This is a genomic window from Leptospira wolffii serovar Khorat str. Khorat-H2, assembly GCF_000306115.2.
GTDB lineage: Bacteria > Spirochaetota > Leptospiria > Leptospirales > Leptospiraceae > Leptospira_B > Leptospira_B wolffii.
This window is the reverse complement of sequence record NZ_AKWX02000020.1, coordinates 453934-472496: the sequence shown is the minus strand read 5'-3', so window position 1 is coordinate 472496 and position 18563 is coordinate 453934. Positions and strand designations below refer to the sequence as shown.

At 45.4% G+C, this 18563-nt stretch carries 18 protein-coding genes; 11 read left to right on the top strand and 7 right to left on the bottom strand.

The window, feature by feature from the left end:
* The first annotated feature begins 91 nt into the window (after positions 1–91).
* Entirely contained in the window at positions 92–805 is a 714-nt protein-coding gene (gene cysE, locus LEP1GSC061_RS15425; protein ID WP_016546664.1) for a serine O-acetyltransferase, read from the top strand.
* A 105-nt stretch (positions 806–910) separates the two neighbouring features.
* Positions 911–1174, top strand: coding sequence for a hypothetical protein (locus LEP1GSC061_RS21240; RefSeq protein ID WP_084680522.1), 264 nt, complete (start codon positions 911–913; stop codon positions 1172–1174).
* Positions 1175–1248: 74 nt separating this feature from the next.
* Here LEP1GSC061_RS21240 and mpl36 read toward each other — a convergent pair whose 3' ends face one another.
* On the bottom strand, positions 1249–2157 hold the full coding sequence (gene mpl36, locus LEP1GSC061_RS15420) for an RlpA family plasminogen-binding lipoprotein MPL36 (protein WP_016546641.1): 909 nt from the start codon (positions 2155–2157) through the stop codon (positions 1249–1251).
* A gap of 105 nt (positions 2158–2262) precedes the next feature.
* Here mpl36 and LEP1GSC061_RS15415 point away from each other — a divergent pair, with 105 nt between their 5' ends.
* Positions 2263–3171 (top strand): tetratricopeptide repeat protein, encoded by a 909-nt coding sequence (locus LEP1GSC061_RS15415; RefSeq protein WP_016546505.1) that lies wholly within the window; start codon positions 2263–2265, stop codon positions 3169–3171.
* Complete coding sequence (locus tag LEP1GSC061_RS15410; RefSeq protein ID WP_016546824.1) at positions 3125–4138, top strand: tetratricopeptide repeat protein; 1014 nt, start codon at positions 3125–3127, stop codon at positions 4136–4138. The genes LEP1GSC061_RS15415 and LEP1GSC061_RS15410 overlap by 47 nt, the downstream gene beginning before the upstream one ends.
* Here the strand turns inward: LEP1GSC061_RS15410 and folP are convergent.
* The gene (gene folP, locus LEP1GSC061_RS15405; protein WP_016546009.1) at positions 4135–5007 is read right to left on the bottom strand and encodes a dihydropteroate synthase; all 873 of its coding nucleotides are present in this window, start codon (positions 5005–5007) and stop codon (positions 4135–4137) included. The two genes, LEP1GSC061_RS15410 and folP, sit on opposite strands and share 4 nt — an antisense overlap.
* A 113-nt stretch (positions 5008–5120) precedes the next feature.
* Here folP and LEP1GSC061_RS15400 point away from each other — a divergent pair, with 113 nt between their 5' ends.
* The 4 genes from LEP1GSC061_RS15400 to LEP1GSC061_RS15385 are packed head-to-tail and all read left to right on the top strand — an operon-like array spanning position 5121 to position 10210.
* Positions 5121–7160 carry an OmpA family protein gene (locus tag LEP1GSC061_RS15400; protein ID WP_052006567.1) on the top strand — a complete coding sequence of 680 codons (2040 nt, stop codon included), beginning with the start codon at positions 5121–5123 and terminating at the stop codon, positions 7158–7160.
* Between the two features lie 9 nt (positions 7161–7169).
* Entirely contained in the window at positions 7170–8324 is a 1155-nt protein-coding gene (locus LEP1GSC061_RS15395; RefSeq protein ID WP_016546561.1) for a DUF1577 domain-containing protein, read from the top strand.
* A 5-nt stretch (positions 8325–8329) separates the two neighbouring features.
* Positions 8330–9649, top strand: coding sequence for a histidine--tRNA ligase (gene hisS, locus LEP1GSC061_RS15390; RefSeq protein ID WP_040508963.1), 1320 nt, complete (start codon positions 8330–8332; stop codon positions 9647–9649).
* Positions 9650–9655: 6 nt separating this feature from the next.
* On the top strand, positions 9656–10210 hold the full coding sequence (locus tag LEP1GSC061_RS15385) for a phosphatase PAP2 family protein (RefSeq protein ID WP_232218487.1): 555 nt from the start codon (positions 9656–9658) through the stop codon (positions 10208–10210).
* On the opposite strand, the gene LEP1GSC061_RS15380 is transcribed toward LEP1GSC061_RS15385, so the two are convergent.
* The 5 genes from LEP1GSC061_RS15380 to LEP1GSC061_RS15360 all read right to left on the bottom strand — a co-directional run bounded on the left by LEP1GSC061_RS15380 (position 10160) and on the right by LEP1GSC061_RS15360 (position 16373).
* Complete coding sequence (locus tag LEP1GSC061_RS15380; protein ID WP_016546584.1) at positions 10160–11326, bottom strand: Re/Si-specific NAD(P)(+) transhydrogenase subunit alpha; 1167 nt, start codon at positions 11324–11326, stop codon at positions 10160–10162. The two genes, LEP1GSC061_RS15385 and LEP1GSC061_RS15380, sit on opposite strands and share 51 nt — an antisense overlap.
* A 76-nt stretch (positions 11327–11402) precedes the next feature.
* Positions 11403–12338: a UDP-glucuronic acid decarboxylase family protein gene (locus tag LEP1GSC061_RS15375; protein ID WP_016546722.1), complete on the bottom strand. Its 936-nt coding sequence runs from the start codon at positions 12336–12338 to the stop codon at positions 11403–11405.
* Positions 12331–13215, bottom strand: a complete 885-nt coding sequence (locus LEP1GSC061_RS15370; protein ID WP_016545992.1) for a M50 family metallopeptidase — start codon at positions 13213–13215, stop codon at positions 12331–12333. Before LEP1GSC061_RS15370 ends, LEP1GSC061_RS15375 begins: the two co-directional genes overlap by 8 nt.
* Positions 13216–13308: 93 nt before the next feature.
* Entirely contained in the window at positions 13309–15006 is a 1698-nt protein-coding gene (locus LEP1GSC061_RS15365; RefSeq protein WP_016546788.1) for a methyl-accepting chemotaxis protein, read from the bottom strand.
* A gap of 143 nt (positions 15007–15149) precedes the next feature.
* Positions 15150–16373, bottom strand: coding sequence for a DUF445 domain-containing protein (locus tag LEP1GSC061_RS15360; RefSeq protein ID WP_016546108.1), 1224 nt, complete (start codon positions 16371–16373; stop codon positions 15150–15152).
* 231 nt (positions 16374–16604) lie between these two features.
* On the opposite strand from LEP1GSC061_RS15360, the gene LEP1GSC061_RS15355 reads away from it, so the two are divergent.
* The 3 genes from LEP1GSC061_RS15355 to LEP1GSC061_RS15345 are packed head-to-tail and all read left to right on the top strand — an operon-like array spanning position 16605 to position 18560.
* On the top strand, positions 16605–17075 hold the full coding sequence (locus LEP1GSC061_RS15355; RefSeq protein ID WP_040508959.1) for an LIC_10042 family TonB-like protein: 471 nt from the start codon (positions 16605–16607) through the stop codon (positions 17073–17075).
* A complete protein-coding gene (locus tag LEP1GSC061_RS15350) occupies positions 17068–17589 on the top strand; it encodes a UpxY family transcription antiterminator (protein ID WP_040508958.1) in 522 nt (173 codons plus the stop codon). Before LEP1GSC061_RS15355 ends, LEP1GSC061_RS15350 begins: the two co-directional genes overlap by 8 nt.
* 2 nt (positions 17590–17591) lie before the next feature.
* The gene (locus LEP1GSC061_RS15345) at positions 17592–18560 is read left to right on the top strand and encodes a KpsF/GutQ family sugar-phosphate isomerase (RefSeq protein WP_016546114.1); all 969 of its coding nucleotides are present in this window, start codon (positions 17592–17594) and stop codon (positions 18558–18560) included.
* The last annotated feature ends 3 nt before the right edge of the window (positions 18561–18563 follow it).

Here is an 18563-nt window from a genome sequence, read left to right as displayed (position 1 = left end):
TCCTCCTTTACATAGGAAACCGATTTTCCAGAGTCTATTCATCAGACGATCATTCTTCCAAAAGAAATAGAACGGAAATCGGGATAACAACTTGTTCGAGAATATAAAGGCGATCCGAAAGAACGACCCAGCGGCCAAATCCTATATCGAAGTCGTTTTATGTTATCCGGGTCTTCACGCCCTATGGTTCCATTCGGTAGCGCATTTTCTGTATAAATGCAAGGTCCCCTTAGTTCCTCGCCTTATAAATACCTTCGCCCGATTCCTAACCGGAGTAGATATCCACCCGGGCGCTAAAATTGCATCCGGAATTTTTATCGATCACGGCCACGGAGTCGTAATCGGCGAAACAGCCGAGATCGGAAAAGGATGTCTCATCCTACAAGGAGTTACTCTTGGCGGAACCGGAAAGGAATCCGGAAAACGCCATCCAACCCTAAAGGAGAATGTAGTGGTGGGCGCCGGAGCTAAAATTCTGGGAAATATCACAATCGAGCATAACGTTCGAATCGGAGCCGGCTCCGTCGTACTTCGAGATGTCCCTCCGGATTGCACCGTAGTGGGTGTACCGGGAAAAGTAGTAAGATCCAGAGTGGATTTCGGAGAGGAAGGAGAACGTATGTTGGATCACGGAGAATTGCCGGATCCTGTCACCCGCGTATTCTCTATCCTAGTCGAGAAAATCGAAACTCTCCAAAAGGAAGTGAACGAGTTATATTCCAAGGAGAAGCACGGAAAGGCGCCGATTCCGGATCGCAAAAAGGAAGAGGAACTAAATCAATTCATCCACGGAGACGGAATTTAATCCGTCCCCAACCGACTTCGAGTCGGTAATTTTTTTGACATTCTGACCTAGATTCCTAGTAATTGGGCTACTATTTAAACACATAGTTAGTGTATTAGAGGGTCTATGAAATTTAAAAAGATAACGTCAGTGTCCGTAAGCATACTGCTTAGCTTCGTCCTTTTTTCTAATTGCGGAATATTAGTAAATCACGAGGATCTTTGCGCGGACGATTTGAAAAAGTATGACGAGTGTTTCACATTAATGTTGGCCGTCGATCCAGGCTGCGGACAAGGAGTAGGTACTTGCACTCCGGCTTACGTCCAGTTATCCAAGACCTTTTGCGACAGTAGAATGAGTATGAAAGGTTGCAGGGCCCATAGGGATTAATTCCGAATTCTTCCGCTAAAATAAAAAGCCTCCGATTCGGAGGCTTTTTTCTTAGAGCGAGATCCTAAACGAAACTATTTCTTCGGAATAAAACAGTCTACTCCGTCCTCTTTCAGTTTGGATTTTAGAATATCCGCTTTGGCCCGATCCGTAAAATCGCCCATTTGTAAAACGAACATCCCATCTCTCTCGAATAGATACACTTTCTCTCCGTATTCCGCCGAAAGATTCTTTCTATAATCCTCCGCCAAACGACTATTGCGAAAGACTCCGACCTGAACCGTTTGCCCTTTAGGTGCTCCCTTCACTAAAGGAGCGGGAGTGGCCACGACTTTTTTCGGAGTTAGTTTTTCAGGTTTATTCTCTTTTAATAATGCGTCTTCGTCGTCCAGAGCTTCCATGTCCTCGGATTCCGCTCCGGCTCCGCCTTTGCTAACTACGATCAAACCGACTCTCGCGATTCCTACATCCTTGAATTCCAGCGATTCGGCGGCCTTCTCGGAAAGATCGATAATTCTATCCTTCACGAAAGGTCCTCTATCGTTAACTTTAACCAGAACTTCCTTATCATTCTCTAGATTCTTAACTCGAACCACTGACCCCAAAGGAAGGCTAGGATGAGCTGCGGTCAGTTTCGTTTTATCGAAAATTTCTCCGCTAGCGGTAGGCTTACCGTGAAATTTCGGCCCGTACCAAGAAGAATATCCTACTTCGTCGAATTCTCCCGTCGATCCGCCTTGCTGGCGGGAAGGGGTAGTAGCCTTAACCGGTTTATTATCAGCCAAAAGATCGTCTAGACCCCTTTGGCTGGAGGAATTCTTAGCTAAAATCAAATCCCTTTTGGATTCCTGGTCCATCGGTGCGATTTCCTTTTCGAAGAAAATTTCCGACGGGTCACCGGATGCGCTGATACTCCTACGAGTCTCGGTGGAGGCGCATGCTGCGATGGTTGTAAGTGCGAAAATAGCAGCTATCTGTTTCATTTTAGACCTCTATCTCTCTCCTATATATTTTCGGCGGATTTGTAATTTTCCCTGAAGTTTTTTTCAGGTTGTTTTTCACAGGAATTTCGTCGATATTCCGGATATATGTCCGAGGCCGAGATCAAACGTAAATTTAACGAAGCCCTGAAATTCGAAAAAGAGGGAAAGGCCTCTCAGGCGGCCAAGGTCTATACGGATATCCTCGGGATGAATCCGAAATTCCAGAAAGCCTACCTGAACTTGGGCGCACTGTATTCCCGGATCGGAGATTCGGAAAAGGCGATCAAGACCTACCAAAAGGCCCTTGAGTTAGGCAAAACCACGGAATTGTATTATAACTTAGGCGTGGAGTTATACAGGCTCCAGAATTTAGATGCTGCTGTGAAGGCCCTGAAAAGTTCCCTAGAACTAAATAAGAAATATCTGAACTCACATCTTCTCTTGGCTTATTGCTATAAGCAGTTGGAGAAGCCCGATAAATCGGAGTTGTATCTCAGAAACGCGATCAAGATAGATCCGAAGAATAAGACCGCTTATTCCGCCTTGGCTACCATTTACTTCGATACGGAAAAATGGGAACAAGCTTTAGCCGCGGCAAATACCTCTCTACAGTTGAATCCCAACGACCCTCGCATGGAAATCCTAGCTACGGAGATCCATGTTAAACTCGGAAACTATAAACAATCTTTCGAGACTCTCAAGAAAGTAACGAGTAGCGCCCAAGGCTTCGTGCAATTTTCGGATTCCATCCAAGCCGCTAAAAAAAGTCCCAAACCGGAGGAGAAGGAATTCTTCAATAATCTGGAAGTCCTGACCCGCAAGAAACTGGACGAATTCAAAAACAAACTCACCTTATCCAAGGAAAACCCTCAGGACTTCGAAGCACCGGAGGCTCAGGACGCGCTTGATCTTTCTCTCATGTATTTGTTTCATGGAGATACGGAGCGCGCTTTAAAGTATCTCCTCTATGCTCAAAAAGACCTACAAGAAAATCCTAGCTCCGAAGCGTCTTAGTCCGATCCTATTCTTGGGATTGGCTCTAACCTGTTTGTATCCGGTCCGAAACAACGAGATCTTAGAGCAAGATACCCAATTCTTATTCTTACCCGCCAACGAATACACCCGCGAAAAAGTGGAAGAAGTAACTAGTCCTTGGCAGGCAAAATCCCATCGAGGAAAGGCGATCCTTGGTCCGGACAGGAATAATCTTGGAATCCTATTTCTCCGCAACTCGTTACTCGACGACGCGGAGACCGAATTTCTGGAGTCCCAAAAGCTCCTACCGAGCAACCCCGTCCCTTCTCTGAATCTATTAAGATTATATTATTTAGTAGATGATATATCGGAAGCCAAGAAATTCCTGAGCTCCTACTTAAAGCAGGTATCTCCCGTAGAAAGGAAAAAGTTCGAGAACCTTCTCCTAGAAACGGATCGCGAAGAAGAACTAGTCATTTTTCGAGACGCGCTATCCTCCATTCCCGGCCAGGAATTGGGAGCTTGGGAAGGATTGGCGGAATATTTCTTTTCCAAACAGGATTGGCCCAAGAGCTATTTCTATCTGGAAAAAATCCTACAGCAGAGTCCTTATCATAAGAACGGGCGAGGCCTTATGCTTCGTATCGCACACATTCTGGAAAAATGGGACGACGTTCTAGTTTTCGGAAATAGTCTGAGTGCCACCGGAGAGAGAATCCCGGAATTGGAATATTATATGGCCCACGCATACTTCGAGAAAAGAAGATATGCGGAAGCTCTCACCTGGATCGAAAAAGCTCCCGAATCCGAAAGAGAATCCATCGTATTTTTGGAATTATGGAAGAATGCTCTTCTTGCCAAATCTCCGAAGGGAGATGTCTCGGCTCTTCTTCCCTACTTTAAGAGATTGCAAACCAAAGGTCTTCAGATTCCCGAAGAGGAATTCTTTCCCACGACAACCCCCGAAGGAAAAGAAGCGATGGATCGAATTTTTTGGGGACATTAATATTTTCCGTTGGATAATTCCCAGGTGCGCATTGCTTTTAAAAAGGAGCTAGGAGAATGAGTCCGAAGAAACGGAACGCCTTGCAGCCAAAGAAATAACTCCGAAACCGCAGTCGGAATTTCTCTCTCTTCTACCGAAAGACCTCCTAGTCCGTTTCCTAAAAAAGATTTCTTAGTAACGGAAACCATCAGATTCGGAAACTCGTTCAAGACGTCCTTGATCGAAGAAATTACGCTGAAGCTTACTCTATAATCCGGACTCAAAAAAAAGCCCATTCCAGGATCCAAGATCAAACGATCTCCTGAAATACCGTATTCTGCAAAGGCCTGCCGACGTTCTCGGAAGAATTCCAAAACTTTTTCGATAACAGTTTCAGGAGTTAGGGGAGAATTTTCATTGGCCTTATCTCCGTGATCTTGGGAGTACATCGCGATGAATTTTACGGATTTATCGGAAGCTCTTCGAACGAGTTCCAGACTCTCCGGATCGGTAAAACCTTTGATATGATTGATATAATCCACGCCGGAGTCCAAGGCTCTACGAATCACGGAAGGCTTGAAGCTATCGATAGAGATAGGGATTCCTTCTTTTTTGAGCGCTCGGATTAGAGTCTCCATTCTTGCCCACTCCAGGTCCGGATCCACGAGCCCCGCAGCCGTATTCGAGGACTGGGCTCCTATGTCGATCACGTCAGCTCCTTCAACTATAAGAGATCTGGCTTTATCCAAGGCAAGCCCGGAATCCAGGTATTTTCCCCCATCCGAAAAAGAGTCGGTAGTTATGTTCAAAACACCGAATAATGCGGGTCTAGGCGGTAGGATTCCTTTGCCGTTTCCCCGTTGAACTGTCGTTTCTCCGCGAGTTTCCATCTTGATACTTAGGGCTTAGTTTCCGATACTAAATTCAAATGAAGGAAAATCCAGGATTTTCTCCGAGACAAGGAGCGCTCATGCTTTTTTCCCGCAGACTCAAACGCTATCATATGAATTCCAAAGGTATCATTCTCCTTCTTTCCGCGCTCCTGCTTTCTTACCTTTCCCCTGCAAAGATTTCTTCGCAGCCTATTCCTCCGCTCTTAGAAAGGAACTTCGGATCTCCTCTGAATACTCAGAACGACGAGTACAATCCAGTCATTAGTCCCGACGGAAAGTATATAGTATTCCAATCCAATCGACCGGGAGGAGAAGGAGAAATGGATCTCTGGCTCTCGGAAAACGCGAATTACAAGAAGAGGGATGGAGAAGCGGATTGGAGAAAGCCGGTAAATCTCAACCAAGGTATTTGGGAAAAGAATAAGAAGGAACTTCCTGCCGGAGAAAAGAAGGCCGAACTGTTCAATACCGATAAATTCGACGGCGGAGTCTCGATTCGATTCGACGAAGTCGGAAGCCCGAAAGAGATATTTTTCACTTCCGTTAAAAACGAGAAATCCAACCGAGCCGGACTGGACGCTTTAAATATATATTATACGAGTCGGGACGAAAAAACTAAGCTCTGGAAAGATCCGGTTCCGGTCCCCGAAATCAATTCCAATTTCAACGAGAAGATGCCGGCAATTTCTCCGGACGGAAAATATCTAGTATTCGCTTCGGACCGCCCGGGTGGTTTCGGAGAATACGATCTTTGGGTGAGTTATCGTAATCTTTCCACGGGAGCCTGGTCGAATCCGATCAACCTAGGTGCCGAAGTGAATTCCAAGGCCAGTGAAATTCTTCCCTATATCCATCCCGACGGAGAGCAACTTTACTTCTCTACGAACCGGGAAAATGAAAGAAAGAAGTTCTCCATATTCAGAGTTTTCTTAAATCTTCCCGCCGAAGCGGATACGGAAGATCCCGAAGACAAACTCACTTCCAGCAAAAACAAATTGGATCACCCTGTTCCGGAAACGGGAAGCTTAGAAAAACTTCCTCATCCTTTCAATCTGGATCCAGCGGAAGGAATAGACACAGAAGGAATTTCCTTCGATCAGGAAGGAGTTTGGGCGTATATCTCCTCCAATCGTATGGGCGGGCAAGGTCAGTACGATATCTATCGCTTCCAGGTTCCGGAAGGCTTGAGAAATTCTTACGACGTATCATTCGAAGGATTGGTACTCGACGGTTCGGAATCCACGATGATCGGACTCGATGCCACCATTAAGATCTTCGACGGAGTCAGTCCTCCCCGCACGATCACTTCTCGCAGAATCGGAGGGGACCTTTCCAAAGGAAATCCAAGTAACTTCAAAACGGTTCTGAAGACGGGCCGGGTGTATAGAGTGGAAATTTCTTCTCCGGGATTTTATCCTACGGAAGACAAACTGGATCTGCGAGGCAACGTAGAACGCAATAAGAAGATCTATAAGACTTATGTGCTTCTGCCCATTAAGGATGAGGAGAAGGGGAAAATCACGAGCGGAATCGATACCCAAGGAAAGGGTTTGAATGTGGTAGTGATCGACGCGCTCACAAAAGCTCCGATCGATGGAGCGAGCGTTACAATGTTTACACCTAAAAATAGACAGGGAGAAATTCTCAAATTCGACAGTTCGTCAAAAAATTTCCATATCTCTATAGTGCCAGATACGGACTTCGAACTTTTTGCAAAAGCGGAGAAATATATTTCCGAAAGTGTGAACATAATCAGGAAAGATATGAAACCGGGTTCCACAATTTCGATTTCTTTGAGAAAAGAATCGGACGTGCCGGTTGTTCTAGGTACAAAACTCTATTTCGAATTCAATAAGACCGACGTTACGGAATCTCATCGTCAACAACTCGATCGCATTGTGGAGTATCTGAAAAAGAATCCGTCCGATAAAATAGAGATCGGGGGCCATACCGACAATATTGCCTCCAAAGAATATAACACTCGCTTAAGCGGGAACAGAGCTCGGAAAGTTTACGAATATATTCAGAGTAAAGGAATCCAGTCCGCTCGATTGAAAGTTAGAGCGTATTGGTATTCACGACCCGAAGAGGATAACGCCACCGAAGAAGGAAGGGCGAAAAACAGGAGGGTCGATTTCCGGAAGTTATAAGGAGTCTAAATGGAAGTCGAATATAAATCCTTCCTACAATCGCCAAGGGTTTGGGACACGATCCGCGACCCTCAAAAGATAGAGTATATTCTGAAGGAGTACGTACACAACAATGGACTCTTTCTTAAAGAGAATCCCCTGAAGCAGGAATTACAGATTCTTCAAACGGCTTCGGACGGTAAGATTCATCTCAGAATCGATCCGGAATACGTGAACGAAGAAGGGGAAATCACGGTATACAAGACCCTTAGCAAACATATGGAGATCGGATTCAGAGTCCAGTCCGTCAATCATGACGACGGAGTCGTAATCTGTGTTCCCGAATATATTCGTATTGCTAAGGACGGAAGAATTCTGCCGAGAGTGGAAGGATTAGCAGGCAAAGTAGTCGCACACCGTTTTCATACTTTGAAAAAAGATCAGGACTCCACGAAGGTACTCGGGACCTCCGGGCAAATCCTTCTCACGGATTTGCATCGCAATATTCTCGCCGATTATCCTTTTTCAAGGCTCGTTTTTCCTACAGGCAAAGAATTGAATCCGGAGCAGGAATTATCCAAGAGATCCGGAAAAGCCATTTTCGTAAAAGATGCGATCACTCTCGAATCCCTCTCCAAAGAAGAAGCGCCTGGGTTCGATCTGATGGATCTTCGGAAAGAACTCGACGAGGAATTGCTTTTGGAAGATCGCATGAAGGCTTACAGATTGGGAAAAATCCAAGCTTTTGCAGTCTATCCGATCTACTATCGGGATCCTCTCGGCCCAAAACTTTTAGCATTAGGTTATGCGGAAACCAAAGACAAGCAACTCGATCCGGAAATTCTTAAAAAGTTCAAGGAACTCGAGGATATTTTCAACGAAAGGATAGAAGATTCCAACACGCTAGATTTGGACGTTCGACAAAACGTAGTGAATGCTTCCGAAGGCGGCATACTACTCGAAGTCACAGAATCCCAGTTGGTGGAATCCTTTTTGCATAAACCGTTTTTTACGGCGGACCTGACTTTCAAGATGCAAGCCCCGTTGCGATTCGCATTCAAAATCCGACATATTTCTCAAATCGGGGAAATTTACCTGGTCGGTGCAGAAATAGTTGGCTCCAACGATGCCAAGGCGAATATGACTCTATTAAAGAAGAATTTAAGCTTCATTAAGAGCGTCTAACAGGCTTGGAAAAACAGAAATCCTTTTTACCTACAACCCCTTACAAGGGGACTAGAGACTTTTATCCCGACGAAATGGCCCTGCGCTCATGGATGTTTTCCGTGATGCGCGAGGTTGTTCAGTCCTTCGGATACCAGGAATACGACGGCCCCATCCTGGAATCCTTCGAATTATACCAAGCCAAGAGCGGAGAGGAAATCGTACAGAGACAACTTTACGATTTCGTAGATAAGGGAGAAAGGCACGTGGCCATCCGTCCCGAGATGACTCCCACTCTCGCAAGAATGGTAGCCGGTCAAGTTCGCAACCTGGCCAAGCCCATCCGTTGGTTTTCCATTCCTAATCTCTGGAGATACGAGCAACCCGGTAAAGGACGTCTCAGAGAGCATTGGCAGCTCAACGTGGATCTATTCGGAGTGAATTCTTATCGAGCAGAAGTCGAAATTCTCCTGATAGCGGACTCCATTCTGAAAAAATTCGGAGCTCCCAAGGGAAGTTATCAGATCAAGGTCTCGCATAGAGGGATTTTGGATTCGTTTCTTGGAAAATCCCTCGGCCTCCCTCCGCAAAAAATCCAAGCTGTTTCGAAGGTCTTGGATAAGAGAGCTAAAATCAACAAACAGGAATTCGAGCGGGAAATTCTTCCTTTGCTCTCCAAACCGGATTCCCAACTTCCTTTGATATACGAATACTTAGAGAGTAATCTGGAAACCGTGGAAAAAATCCAAGGCATCGATCCGGATTCTCTTTCTTTCTTACGAAAACTATTCTCCGACCTGGCATCTTTGGGAATCCAGGATCAGATCCAATTCGATCCTTCGATCATCAGAGGGTTCGATTATTATACCGGATCTATCTTCGAAGTTTTCGATACCAATCCGGAAAATAGAAGGTCCTTATACGGCGGAGGAAGATACGATAACTTGATCGGACTATTCTCCAACGATCAACTTTCCGGGATCGGTTTCGGATTAGGGGATGTAACCTTCAAAAACTTCCTGGAAGGACACGGCTTAATTCCGGACCTAAAACAGAAAAAAGCCGTATTGGTTCCGATTCTGGACGAGTCCTTGTTTACGGAAGTACTAAAACTTGCGGACGAGCTAAGGGCGGCAGGGATCGGAGCGGAGACCATGTTAGAGGCGGCGAAACTAGGAAAACAGATCCAGACTGCGGAAAAAAAAGGTTACCGTTTCGTGATATTTTTAGGAGAATCGGAATCCGCCGAAAACAAAGTTCAACTCAAGGATCTCGTGTCCGGAGAACAATCCCTCGTCTCCAGAAACGAACTCGTTTCCGTTCTGCGAAAATCCCTATTCGGATAAAATCAATTGGATAAACTTTCATTCTTGAAGCGCGCGGATTATGCGGTAGCCACTTTCATACGCAAAAATATCCACGGTCCGATTCTAAACCGCATCCTTTCCCGAATCAATCGGGGAGAAATGATGCTTCTTCTTATCATCCCTTATTTGGCTTATGCCGCAAAGAATGGGCTCTTACCTTATCCTTGGTGGATTGTGATCCCTTATGCCGGAATCGTTGCATACGCGAACGATAGATTCGTACTATTCTTAAAAAAGAAGATCTCTAGAAAAAGACCTCTAGTCACCGTTGCCGGGAAAGTGGACGGGAATCCCGACATGAAACACTCCTTTCCTTCGGCGCACGCCTCCAATTCGATGACGGCTTCGCTGATACTGGTATTCTTATTCGGTTTTCCGGAATGGTTCTTATTGGTGAGTGTGATGGCAGGGATAGGTAGACTTCTATCCCTGCATCATTTCCCCAGCGACATTTTAGGAGGCTGGGTAATAGGGGCTTGTTTCGGGGGCTTAGGCCTTCTTCTTGGAAGCTGGCTTTTTCCCACCATCTTTGGAGCCTAACGCATCCAGAGTCAGTTTGTGACGAATTTCTCCATCGTGGGCAATAGTAGTCGAGGAGATGATTTCGTCGTTCAGATCCAGATTCACTTTCTTATCCTTAATAAGAAGTTTAAGAAAGTTTAATACGTTTTTAGCGAACATTCTGGACGCATCGGAAGGGAGAGATCCCGGAAGATTCAAGTGTCCGATCACGGAGACTCCGTTTTTAGTAAGGACGGTCTTTCCATGTTGGGTATACTCGCAGTTTCCTCCGTTGGAAGAAGCCAGGTCCACGACTACGGATCCGGATTTCATCTTATCCACGATCTTTTTAGTGATGATGATCGGAGCTTTTCTGCCCGGAATCAAAGCGGTAGTAATGATCACATCCGCCTTTGCCGCGAATTTTTCGATCGCTTCCTGTTGGCGTTTTTTGTATTCTTCGGTTTGTTCTACAGCGTAACCGCCTGCAGCAGCGGAGTGGGTTGCACCTTCGACTTCCACGAACTTAGCGCCTAAAGATTGAACCTGCTCTTTCACTTCGGGGCGAGTATCGAATACGTCTACGACGGCTCCTAACCTTCTGGAACTCGCAATCGCTTGCAATCCAGCCACACCGGCTCCGATGATTAGAACGGATGCGGGGGTAATGGTCCCGGCCGCGGTAGTCAACATCGGGAAGAAGCGAGTCAAGTGAGTGGCAGCCAAGAGGACCGCTTTATAACCGGATACGGTTGCCTGAGAAGAGAGAACGTCCATAGACTGAGCTCTTGTGATACGAGCGATTGCATCCAAGCTCACTAAAGTGGATTTTTGACCGGCGAACTTTTTTACAACAGAAGCGTTGCTGGCCGGTTGGAACATTCCCAAATAGATTGCGCCTTTCTTGATTTTAGAAAGAGATGCGCCGTCCGCTAAATGAATACTTACGAGAATATCCGATTTTTTAAGAACATCGGCTCGGGCAGCGATGCTTGCTCCAGCCTTTTTATAATCTTCGTCGGAAAAGTAGGAACCTTCTCCGGCTCCTTTCTCAACGGTAACGGAAGCTCCGATCTTTTTAAGAGCGTCTACAACGTCGGGAGTTACTGCTACCCTAGTCTCTTCCTTAGCTTCTTTTAATACTCCGATGTTCATATGCCTACTCGAAACTTATTTTTCGGTTCGATCCCCTATTATGGGAAAAGTAGGTCCAGATTTTCTCGGCGAACGATTAATCCAAGTGATTTTTGAAGTATTCGACCGTTTTCCGGATTCCTTCCAATAAAGGAACCTTAGGCTCGTAGCCCAATTTCTGGCGAGCCAGTGTCAGGTCCGGCTTTCTACGAGAAGGATCGTCCTGAGGTAGAGTCTTATAGACGATTTTAGAAGAAGAGCCGGTCTCTTTTAAAACTAACTCCGCTAACTCCTTCACGGTGAACTCCCCGTCGTTTCCTAAGTTAACAGGCCCGCTAAAGTCTTGGGTGTTCATCATTCGGATGATTCCGTCCACGAGATCGTCCACATAGCAGAATGATCTGGTTTGGGATCCGTCTCCGTAGACCGTGATATCTTTTCCTGCCAAAGCCTGGACTACGAAATTACTTACGACTCGTCCGTCGTCCGGTAACATTCTAGGCCCGTATGTGTTGAAGATCCGAATGACTCGGATATCCACTTTATGATTTCGGTGGTAATCGAAGCACAGAGTCTCTGCGACTCTTTTTCCTTCGTCGTAACAACTACGGATACCGATAGGATTTACATTTCCCCAGTACGTTTCCTTTTGTGGGTGTTCCAACGGGTTCCCGTAAACTTCGCTGGTGGACGCCTGTAGGATTCTCGCCTTTACTCTTTTTGCGAGTCCGAGCATATTAGTGGTTCCAAGAACGTTGGTCTTAATCGTCTTAATCGCGTTGGATTGGTAATGAACAGGGCTTGCGGGACAGGCGAAATTATAAACCTGATCCACTTCCAAACGGATCGGTTCGGTGATATCGTGGCGAATCAGTTCGAAGCGAGGGTTGTTTAAAAGCTTTTGAATATTCTCTTTTCGTCCCGTATGAAAATTATCCACACAGATGACTTCATTTCCTTCTTGGATCAATCTTTCGCATAGGTGCGAACCGATGAATCCAGCGCCCCCGGTGACTAATACTCTATTACCCATCTTTATTCTCTAAATTCGTAAATTCTGCGGAAAGCGGTTTGCCGTTTAAATCCAAACCTCTACTCAAGAACCACTCCAATACTTCCGGAGTTACTTCTCCGGGAAAGGGGGATTCGGAACTCCCTTCGTTCAGGCCGAGATCATGAGAGAAATCGTCGGACACGGATTGAGTCGACGAGACCGGAACGACCGCGCGCTTCAATGAAAAGAATACGATGGATACGCTAAAAAAGGACCAAAGGAGAGCAATCAAATATCCCAGAAAGACCACTGATTTGGGAACCGCCCCTCCAGGCACAGTTCCGGTAGCCCAATGCGCAAGAATTCCAGCATCCGTATTTTGTATATTATCCGTGAAATCCAAGAGATCGTAAAGACTATATAAGCTTACGCTTGTTCCTAAAAAGACCGTGATTAAACGGTCCCATCCGAAAGGTAAAAAGGAAGCGATCACAAGAAAGGCTCCCCATAATAAGCCGGTACGTTGTGCAAGACCGCCAGGGGAAGTGTACTTAAAAGTAAGAAGTAAAACCGCACCGCCCAAAAGAAGAAGAGTGGGCCTTACTAGATTGCCTTTGAAACCCCGATTGATCAAAAATCCGCCCACTAAACAGGAACCCAAATAACCGGCGGAGACCACGAATACGAAAGGGCTCTTTCCTGAAATAGGGGATGCGATCGTTTGCCCTGCTTCGCCGTCTTGGAGCTCTATCGTTTGCACCGACCCGCCGGAAATCAGAGTGGCGATCGCATGACCGGCCTCATGTATTAATACGACAAAATCCTTTAAATAAGACACCCATCCGTGATTCCAATACGAAAGTAAGGTAACGACGATGGCGAGCAGTAAAGCAAGACGAAGAAAGCGGTTCTCCATTCTTAAATATATATCGGCATTTTCGGAAGGAACTTCTTCTAAGAAATGCCCGGATAAAAAATTCGAGTTCGGATTTTTATTCCGGAATCCGAATTAGGATCCGGTTTTAAAATGGCTTAGAATTCCTCCAAATTTCTGGGAATGATCGAGGGTATCTTCTACCGAGATCTTAATCGTATCCGAGGCCAATGCGATTTCTTCGGCGCTTTTGGATATCAAGCTCATAGAATCTGAAATTTCGTTAGCGGCGACCTTTTGCATTTCCGAAGAATTGGTCATCATTTTTCCCAGTTCCAAAACCTGATTCGAGTTGGAGCGAATCTCTCCTAATTTCTTGGATTGCTCGGAAAGTAGATTCTTCACTTTAAAGGAAGAACTATGAACTTTTTCGATATAGTCCTGCAGATTCTTGAAAAGGTCCACCGATTGATTCACTTTCACAGCTCCGGCTTCCACGGAATCGGAAGTGTTCTTCACCAATTGAACTATATCTTTGATGCTTTGCTTGGTCTGTTCCGCCAATTTCGAAATCTCATCGGCGACTACCGAGAAACCTTTACCGGCCTCACCGGCTCTTGCGGATTCTATGGAAGCGTTTAAGGCAAGCATATTGGTGCGATCGGATATGCTAGTAATGATTCCTACGATCTTATTGATCTGATTAGAGAATGAACGAATTTCCTCCATGGATCGAATCGCATCGTTAAAGGTTCTCTCGGCCTCGGAAGCTTTACCCGCCACGTTGCCGGCCTGAGATTCCAAGTCGTCCATGGAAATCGAAGTCTCGGATAAGGAAGAATCTATCGCTCCGATACTATTAGTCACATTAGATAAGCTTCTTGTCTGTTCGCTGATCGTAAGAACGATCTCGTCGATCGTTCGAGATAATTCATGAGAAGCGGCCGCGGTCTCTTCTACCGACGTGGCCTGTTTTTGCGAACCCGTCTGGAATGTGTTCACTGATTTGAAAAGCTCCTCATAAAGCCTCAAGTTTCGGGAGAAGTTTTCCTTCATCTGCACAAGAAGGCCCCAGAGACTGATAGTAAGACATCTGAAATTAGAGTAAATCTTATCCAGATCGTCCACACCTTCCGTTCTCGGAATATCCAATATAAAATTTCCGTTTACCACATTTCTTACTATCTCGGTGACTTCCTGTGTCCTTCTTCTTTGAGAAATGAGAGAGCTCAAAAGAAAAGCGGTACCTATCGAAACGAAAATTAGGCAAGCGGTCGCAAGAACCGGATCGATGGAAAAGAATTTCAAAATCAAAAAGCCGAGCGGCAATAAGATAAAAGCCAAATGTAAGAGCGCGAGTTGAAAGAACCCAATCTTAGCGGCCACAGCTTTGGCTAGCGAAGATATATAGAATCCTATCTGCATTTTTCCGTTTAACGAAGAGAATAATTTCTCCGCCGTTTCTATATGTTTGCGAGCCGCTTTTTTGCGAACTGACATATAGCCGGTTATGATCCCGTTTTCCAAAACCGGAGTTACGGTAGCGTCGACCCAATAATGGTCCCCGCTTTTCGCGCGATTCTTTACAACACCGTTCCAAGGGCGACCGCTCTGAATCGTATCCCACAGATCCTTGAATACGACCGGCGGTACGTCCGGATGACGAACTATATTATGGGGTTCCCCCATCATCTCTTCTTCGCTATAGCCGCTTATTTCCGCGAAATCTTTGGACACATAAGTAATTCTACCTTTTGCATCCGTTCTCGAGATAATAACTGCGGAATCGCCGAATTGAATTTCTCGGCCAGTAACAGGAAGATTCTTTCTCATACAAATACCATTTCGATTTTGGACCCTAAGAGTAATAGCTAAAATGGGAGATAAAATTCGCTTATCATTTTGATATATCGTCTACTTTTCTCGTAACTAGACCTTTATGCGTATCCCCTAATAACTCACTGTACCTAAATCTTTTATAAGAAAAAGACCAGATAGGCCTGGATCGCACCGGCAATCCCACCTAACAACGCGCCGAGTAAAATTAGAGTCGTCTCGTCTTCTTTGAAAACGGAATGAAGAAGATTCTCGAATTCTTCCGCCGGCAATACGCTCAATTTTTCGAATACTACCCTCTCGATCTCCAATCTCTCTTCTATATAGCCTTTCATTTTATCCGCCGCTTCCGGAACCAATTCCAAGATAGAGTCGCAAATCCTATTCTTTACTTCCTCAAGCTTTTGAGAACCCAGTATCAAAGGTGCATAAGGAACCTTTTCCTTTAATTTTCGATCCAATAACTCCCTAGATTTAGCTAAAAGTTCGGAAACGATGAGATCTCCGCCTTTTTCAAGGAAGATGATTCTTATCAAATTGTCGGGATTCAAGATGCGGGAAGAAACCACGGATGCGAATTCCTTCGAAACGTCCTTTTGCCTTTTCAAAAAAAGCCCTTGGTATCGGAAGAATAGGAACCTCTTGGGTTGCAAAGGAGAAAAGATCATCAGAATAGCAAGCCAATTCGTAACGTAACCTACGAACACCCCCATAAGAGGCATAGTCCACCAACGATTTAAATAAGTTAATAAGGAAATTTGAATGCAACCGATCAGGAATCCGAAGTAGATCCCCGATCGAACTATGAATCGGAATTCGGGGCCCCCACATCTGCGAAAAATCTCAGAAAGAATGTTCGCATTCCTTCCGGATAAGGATTCCTGGATCAAATTCTTAACATCCAAGACGGATTCCAAATCCTCTCCGAATGCCTCGTAAATCTCTCGGATCTTAGTCGGAATCTCCTCCGCAATCTCCCTTTGTAAAACATCCTTGGCCCTCGCTGGAAGCATAGACCATAGGTCGGGGTTCTCTGCGACGATGATGTCTTTTACGATGGATTCCGATTTTTCTCCGATCCTGTCTCGGATCGATTCGCTAATAAAGGCGGGATCTATTTTTTTATATAATTCCTCGGGACGAACTAGCTTGTCCGTGAGCACCTCGGCAATCAATCCGCTCATTTTTTTGGAATGCCGTGGAATAACGCCCTGCCAGCCAAGAATTCCCCATCCCTTAAATTCCATAGGAAAGAATATCATCTGGACGGCAATATAGTTCGTGATCCAACCTACGAAAGAACAGGTGATCAAAATCGAAACAATTTCCGTAGAGTCCGCGCTGAAGAATACCCACTCTCTCATGGGAGTCGAATGCTACTGATTCCGAGTTTCACTTCAAGAAAAATTCCTTCCGATAGAATCGGGTTTTCCAATAACTATATTAGTTTTTCCCGTTATTTGAATGCGAAGAATCGTCTGTCCGCTTATTAAAACTGTAGGAAGACTTTTAAGGATCTATTTCTTAAGTCTGGAAATAAACTATGAAAGAACTGGCTGCCCATTAATATTGCAAGAGTCTCCGGTCCCAAGTCCATGGATTTTAAAACCGCTATCTCGACATCCTTGCTCATACACTTTTTACTAGGCTTCGGACTATTTTGGAAGTTCAAAGGCAGGGAAGAAAACGAGGCAATGATACGGCTTCAATGGAATAAGGGGCAGATTCCCAATATCTCCTTCTTCTTGCCTAAGCAAAAGGGAGAAGGGGAATCCGAAACGGCGAACCAAGCCTTGGCCGGGACCCCGGAGGCCGAAATCCAACGTTTCCAAAACGAAATTCATTTCCCTCCTGAAGCCGTGGAGCAGAGACTGGAATCGGATTGCACTTGGGAATTGGAGATTGGTCCCGGAGGAATCGCCAGAAAAATACGAACCGTTAAGCCGTGTAAGTATCCCTTATTCGAAGCTCATTTTAGAAAATCGGTTTCTAGCTGGAAATTTCAACTGCCCGAAGGAAAGATCATAATTATTCCCGTTTCTTTCAGCATCGAATCGTATGATTAAACCGCAAAAGCTTTGGTACGCAGTTTACACATTTTCCCGATCGGAAAAAAAGTTGGCGGAACAATTGTCCAAACGAGGGATGAACCATTATCTTCCTTTGATTCCTATCAAGAGGCAATGGTCCGATCGTATCAAAACGATTCACGCTCCGGTTTTTTCATCCTATGTTTTCGTTCAGATAGATATCCGCTCCGAAAAAATCAGAGTGCTGGAAACTCCCGGAGCTCATCATTTTCTTTCCGTTTCCGGGGCACCTCATGCGATTCCGGAAGAGGATATGGATTTTATCCGGGATTTAGTGGACGAATATCCGGACAGGATCCGAATCGAAAAAGAAAACTCCCTACAACCGGGAAAAAAGGTTTTGATAACCGCGGGAAGATTTAAAGGAAGAAGGGCCCAAGTGGTCAGAAAAGGAAATAAAGCTTCGGTCAAGGTTTCGCTCTCCGGAATTGATACTGCGATCTACCTGGATCTGAATTCCGAGCTTTTGGAAACCGCGGAGGAGAACTAGAGTTGAGTGATATATTAGAAAAAGTCAAAAAAGCATTGGATACGGAAATAGAAGCTATCGTTCATTTTCGTCAGAACTTGGATCCGAACGTGGAAAAGGCGATACGACTCATCTTTTCCTCCCCCGGTAAAGTTATCGTAACCGGAGTCGGTAAATCCGGAGACGTGGGAAAAAAAATCGCATCCACACTTTCGTCCACCGGGACGCCGGCCTATTTCATGCATCCATCCGACGCCGCCCACGGGGACGCGGGAATTCTTGCGCCGTCGGACGTAGTGATCGCTATCGGAAAAAGCGGAGAAAGCGAAGAACTTTTGAATCTTCTTCCGACGATCAAGAGTATAGGAGCCAAGCTGGTAGGATTGACCGCAAATCCTCAATCCAGACTCGCTTTGGATTGCGATATAGTCGTTCTTACGCCCGTACTTAAAGAAGCCTGCCCTCTGGAACTTGCTCCCACTTCCAGTACCACGATCGCATTGATGTTGGGTGATGCGATCGCAATGGCTCTTATGGAAATGAGAAATTTCCAAAAAGAGGACTTCGCACTCTATCATCCTGCGGGAAGATTGGGAAAAAGACTTTCCTTAAAAGTAGACGATGTCATGCGCAAAGGAGATCAATTGGCCTCGATCGGACCTGAGGCAAGCTTCGACGAGGTACTTTCCGAAATCACAACCAAACTCGTAGGTGCTACCGGAGTAGTGGATTCGGAAGGGACTCTGAAAGGATTTATTACGGATTACGATATTCGCAAGCTTCTCAAAGAAGGGAAATTCGGTAAAGATTCCAAGGCTAAGGACATGATGAATATTAAACCGATCGTTTTCGAAAGCGGCATCATGGCTTACGACGTATTACAGGCGATGGAAAGAAGAGAAAAACCGATCTCTGTAGCTCCTATCGTGTCTAAACAAGGAAAGCTACTCGGTATAGTTTCCATACATGATTTGCTCCAAAAGGGGCTCTAACAT

What these genes read in the sequence shown, in the direction of transcription:
- LEP1GSC061_RS15370 (WP_016545992.1), bottom strand. Translation starts at nt 13,215, where the DNA reads ATGGAGAACCGCTTTCTTCGTCTTGCTTTACTGCTCGCCATCGTCGTT.
- LEP1GSC061_RS15350 (WP_040508958.1), top strand. Translation starts at nt 17,068, where the DNA reads ATGATTAAACCGCAAAAGCTTTGGTACGCAGTTTACACATTTTCCCGA.
- LEP1GSC061_RS15360 (WP_016546108.1), bottom strand. Translation starts at nt 16,373, where the DNA reads ATGAGAGAGTGGGTATTCTTCAGCGCGGACTCTACGGAAATTGTTTCG.
- LEP1GSC061_RS15380 (WP_016546584.1), bottom strand. Translation starts at nt 11,326, where the DNA reads ATGAACATCGGAGTATTAAAAGAAGCTAAGGAAGAGACTAGGGTAGCA.
- LEP1GSC061_RS15395 (WP_016546561.1), top strand. Translation starts at nt 7,170, where the DNA reads ATGGAAGTCGAATATAAATCCTTCCTACAATCGCCAAGGGTTTGGGAC.
- LEP1GSC061_RS21240 (WP_084680522.1), top strand. Translation starts at nt 911, where the DNA reads ATGAAATTTAAAAAGATAACGTCAGTGTCCGTAAGCATACTGCTTAGC.
- LEP1GSC061_RS15400 (WP_052006567.1), top strand. Translation starts at nt 5,121, where the DNA reads ATGAATTCCAAAGGTATCATTCTCCTTCTTTCCGCGCTCCTGCTTTCT.
- LEP1GSC061_RS15355 (WP_040508959.1), top strand. Translation starts at nt 16,605, where the DNA reads ATGGATTTTAAAACCGCTATCTCGACATCCTTGCTCATACACTTTTTA.
- LEP1GSC061_RS15410 (WP_016546824.1), top strand. Translation starts at nt 3,125, where the DNA reads ATGCTCAAAAAGACCTACAAGAAAATCCTAGCTCCGAAGCGTCTTAGT.
- LEP1GSC061_RS15415 (WP_016546505.1), top strand. Translation starts at nt 2,263, where the DNA reads ATGTCCGAGGCCGAGATCAAACGTAAATTTAACGAAGCCCTGAAATTC.
- folP (WP_016546009.1), bottom strand. Translation starts at nt 5,007, where the DNA reads ATGGAAACTCGCGGAGAAACGACAGTTCAACGGGGAAACGGCAAAGGA.
- LEP1GSC061_RS15375 (WP_016546722.1), bottom strand. Translation starts at nt 12,338, where the DNA reads ATGGGTAATAGAGTATTAGTCACCGGGGGCGCTGGATTCATCGGTTCG.
- mpl36 (WP_016546641.1), bottom strand. Translation starts at nt 2,157, where the DNA reads ATGAAACAGATAGCTGCTATTTTCGCACTTACAACCATCGCAGCATGC.
- LEP1GSC061_RS15365 (WP_016546788.1), bottom strand. Translation starts at nt 15,006, where the DNA reads ATGAGAAAGAATCTTCCTGTTACTGGCCGAGAAATTCAATTCGGCGAT.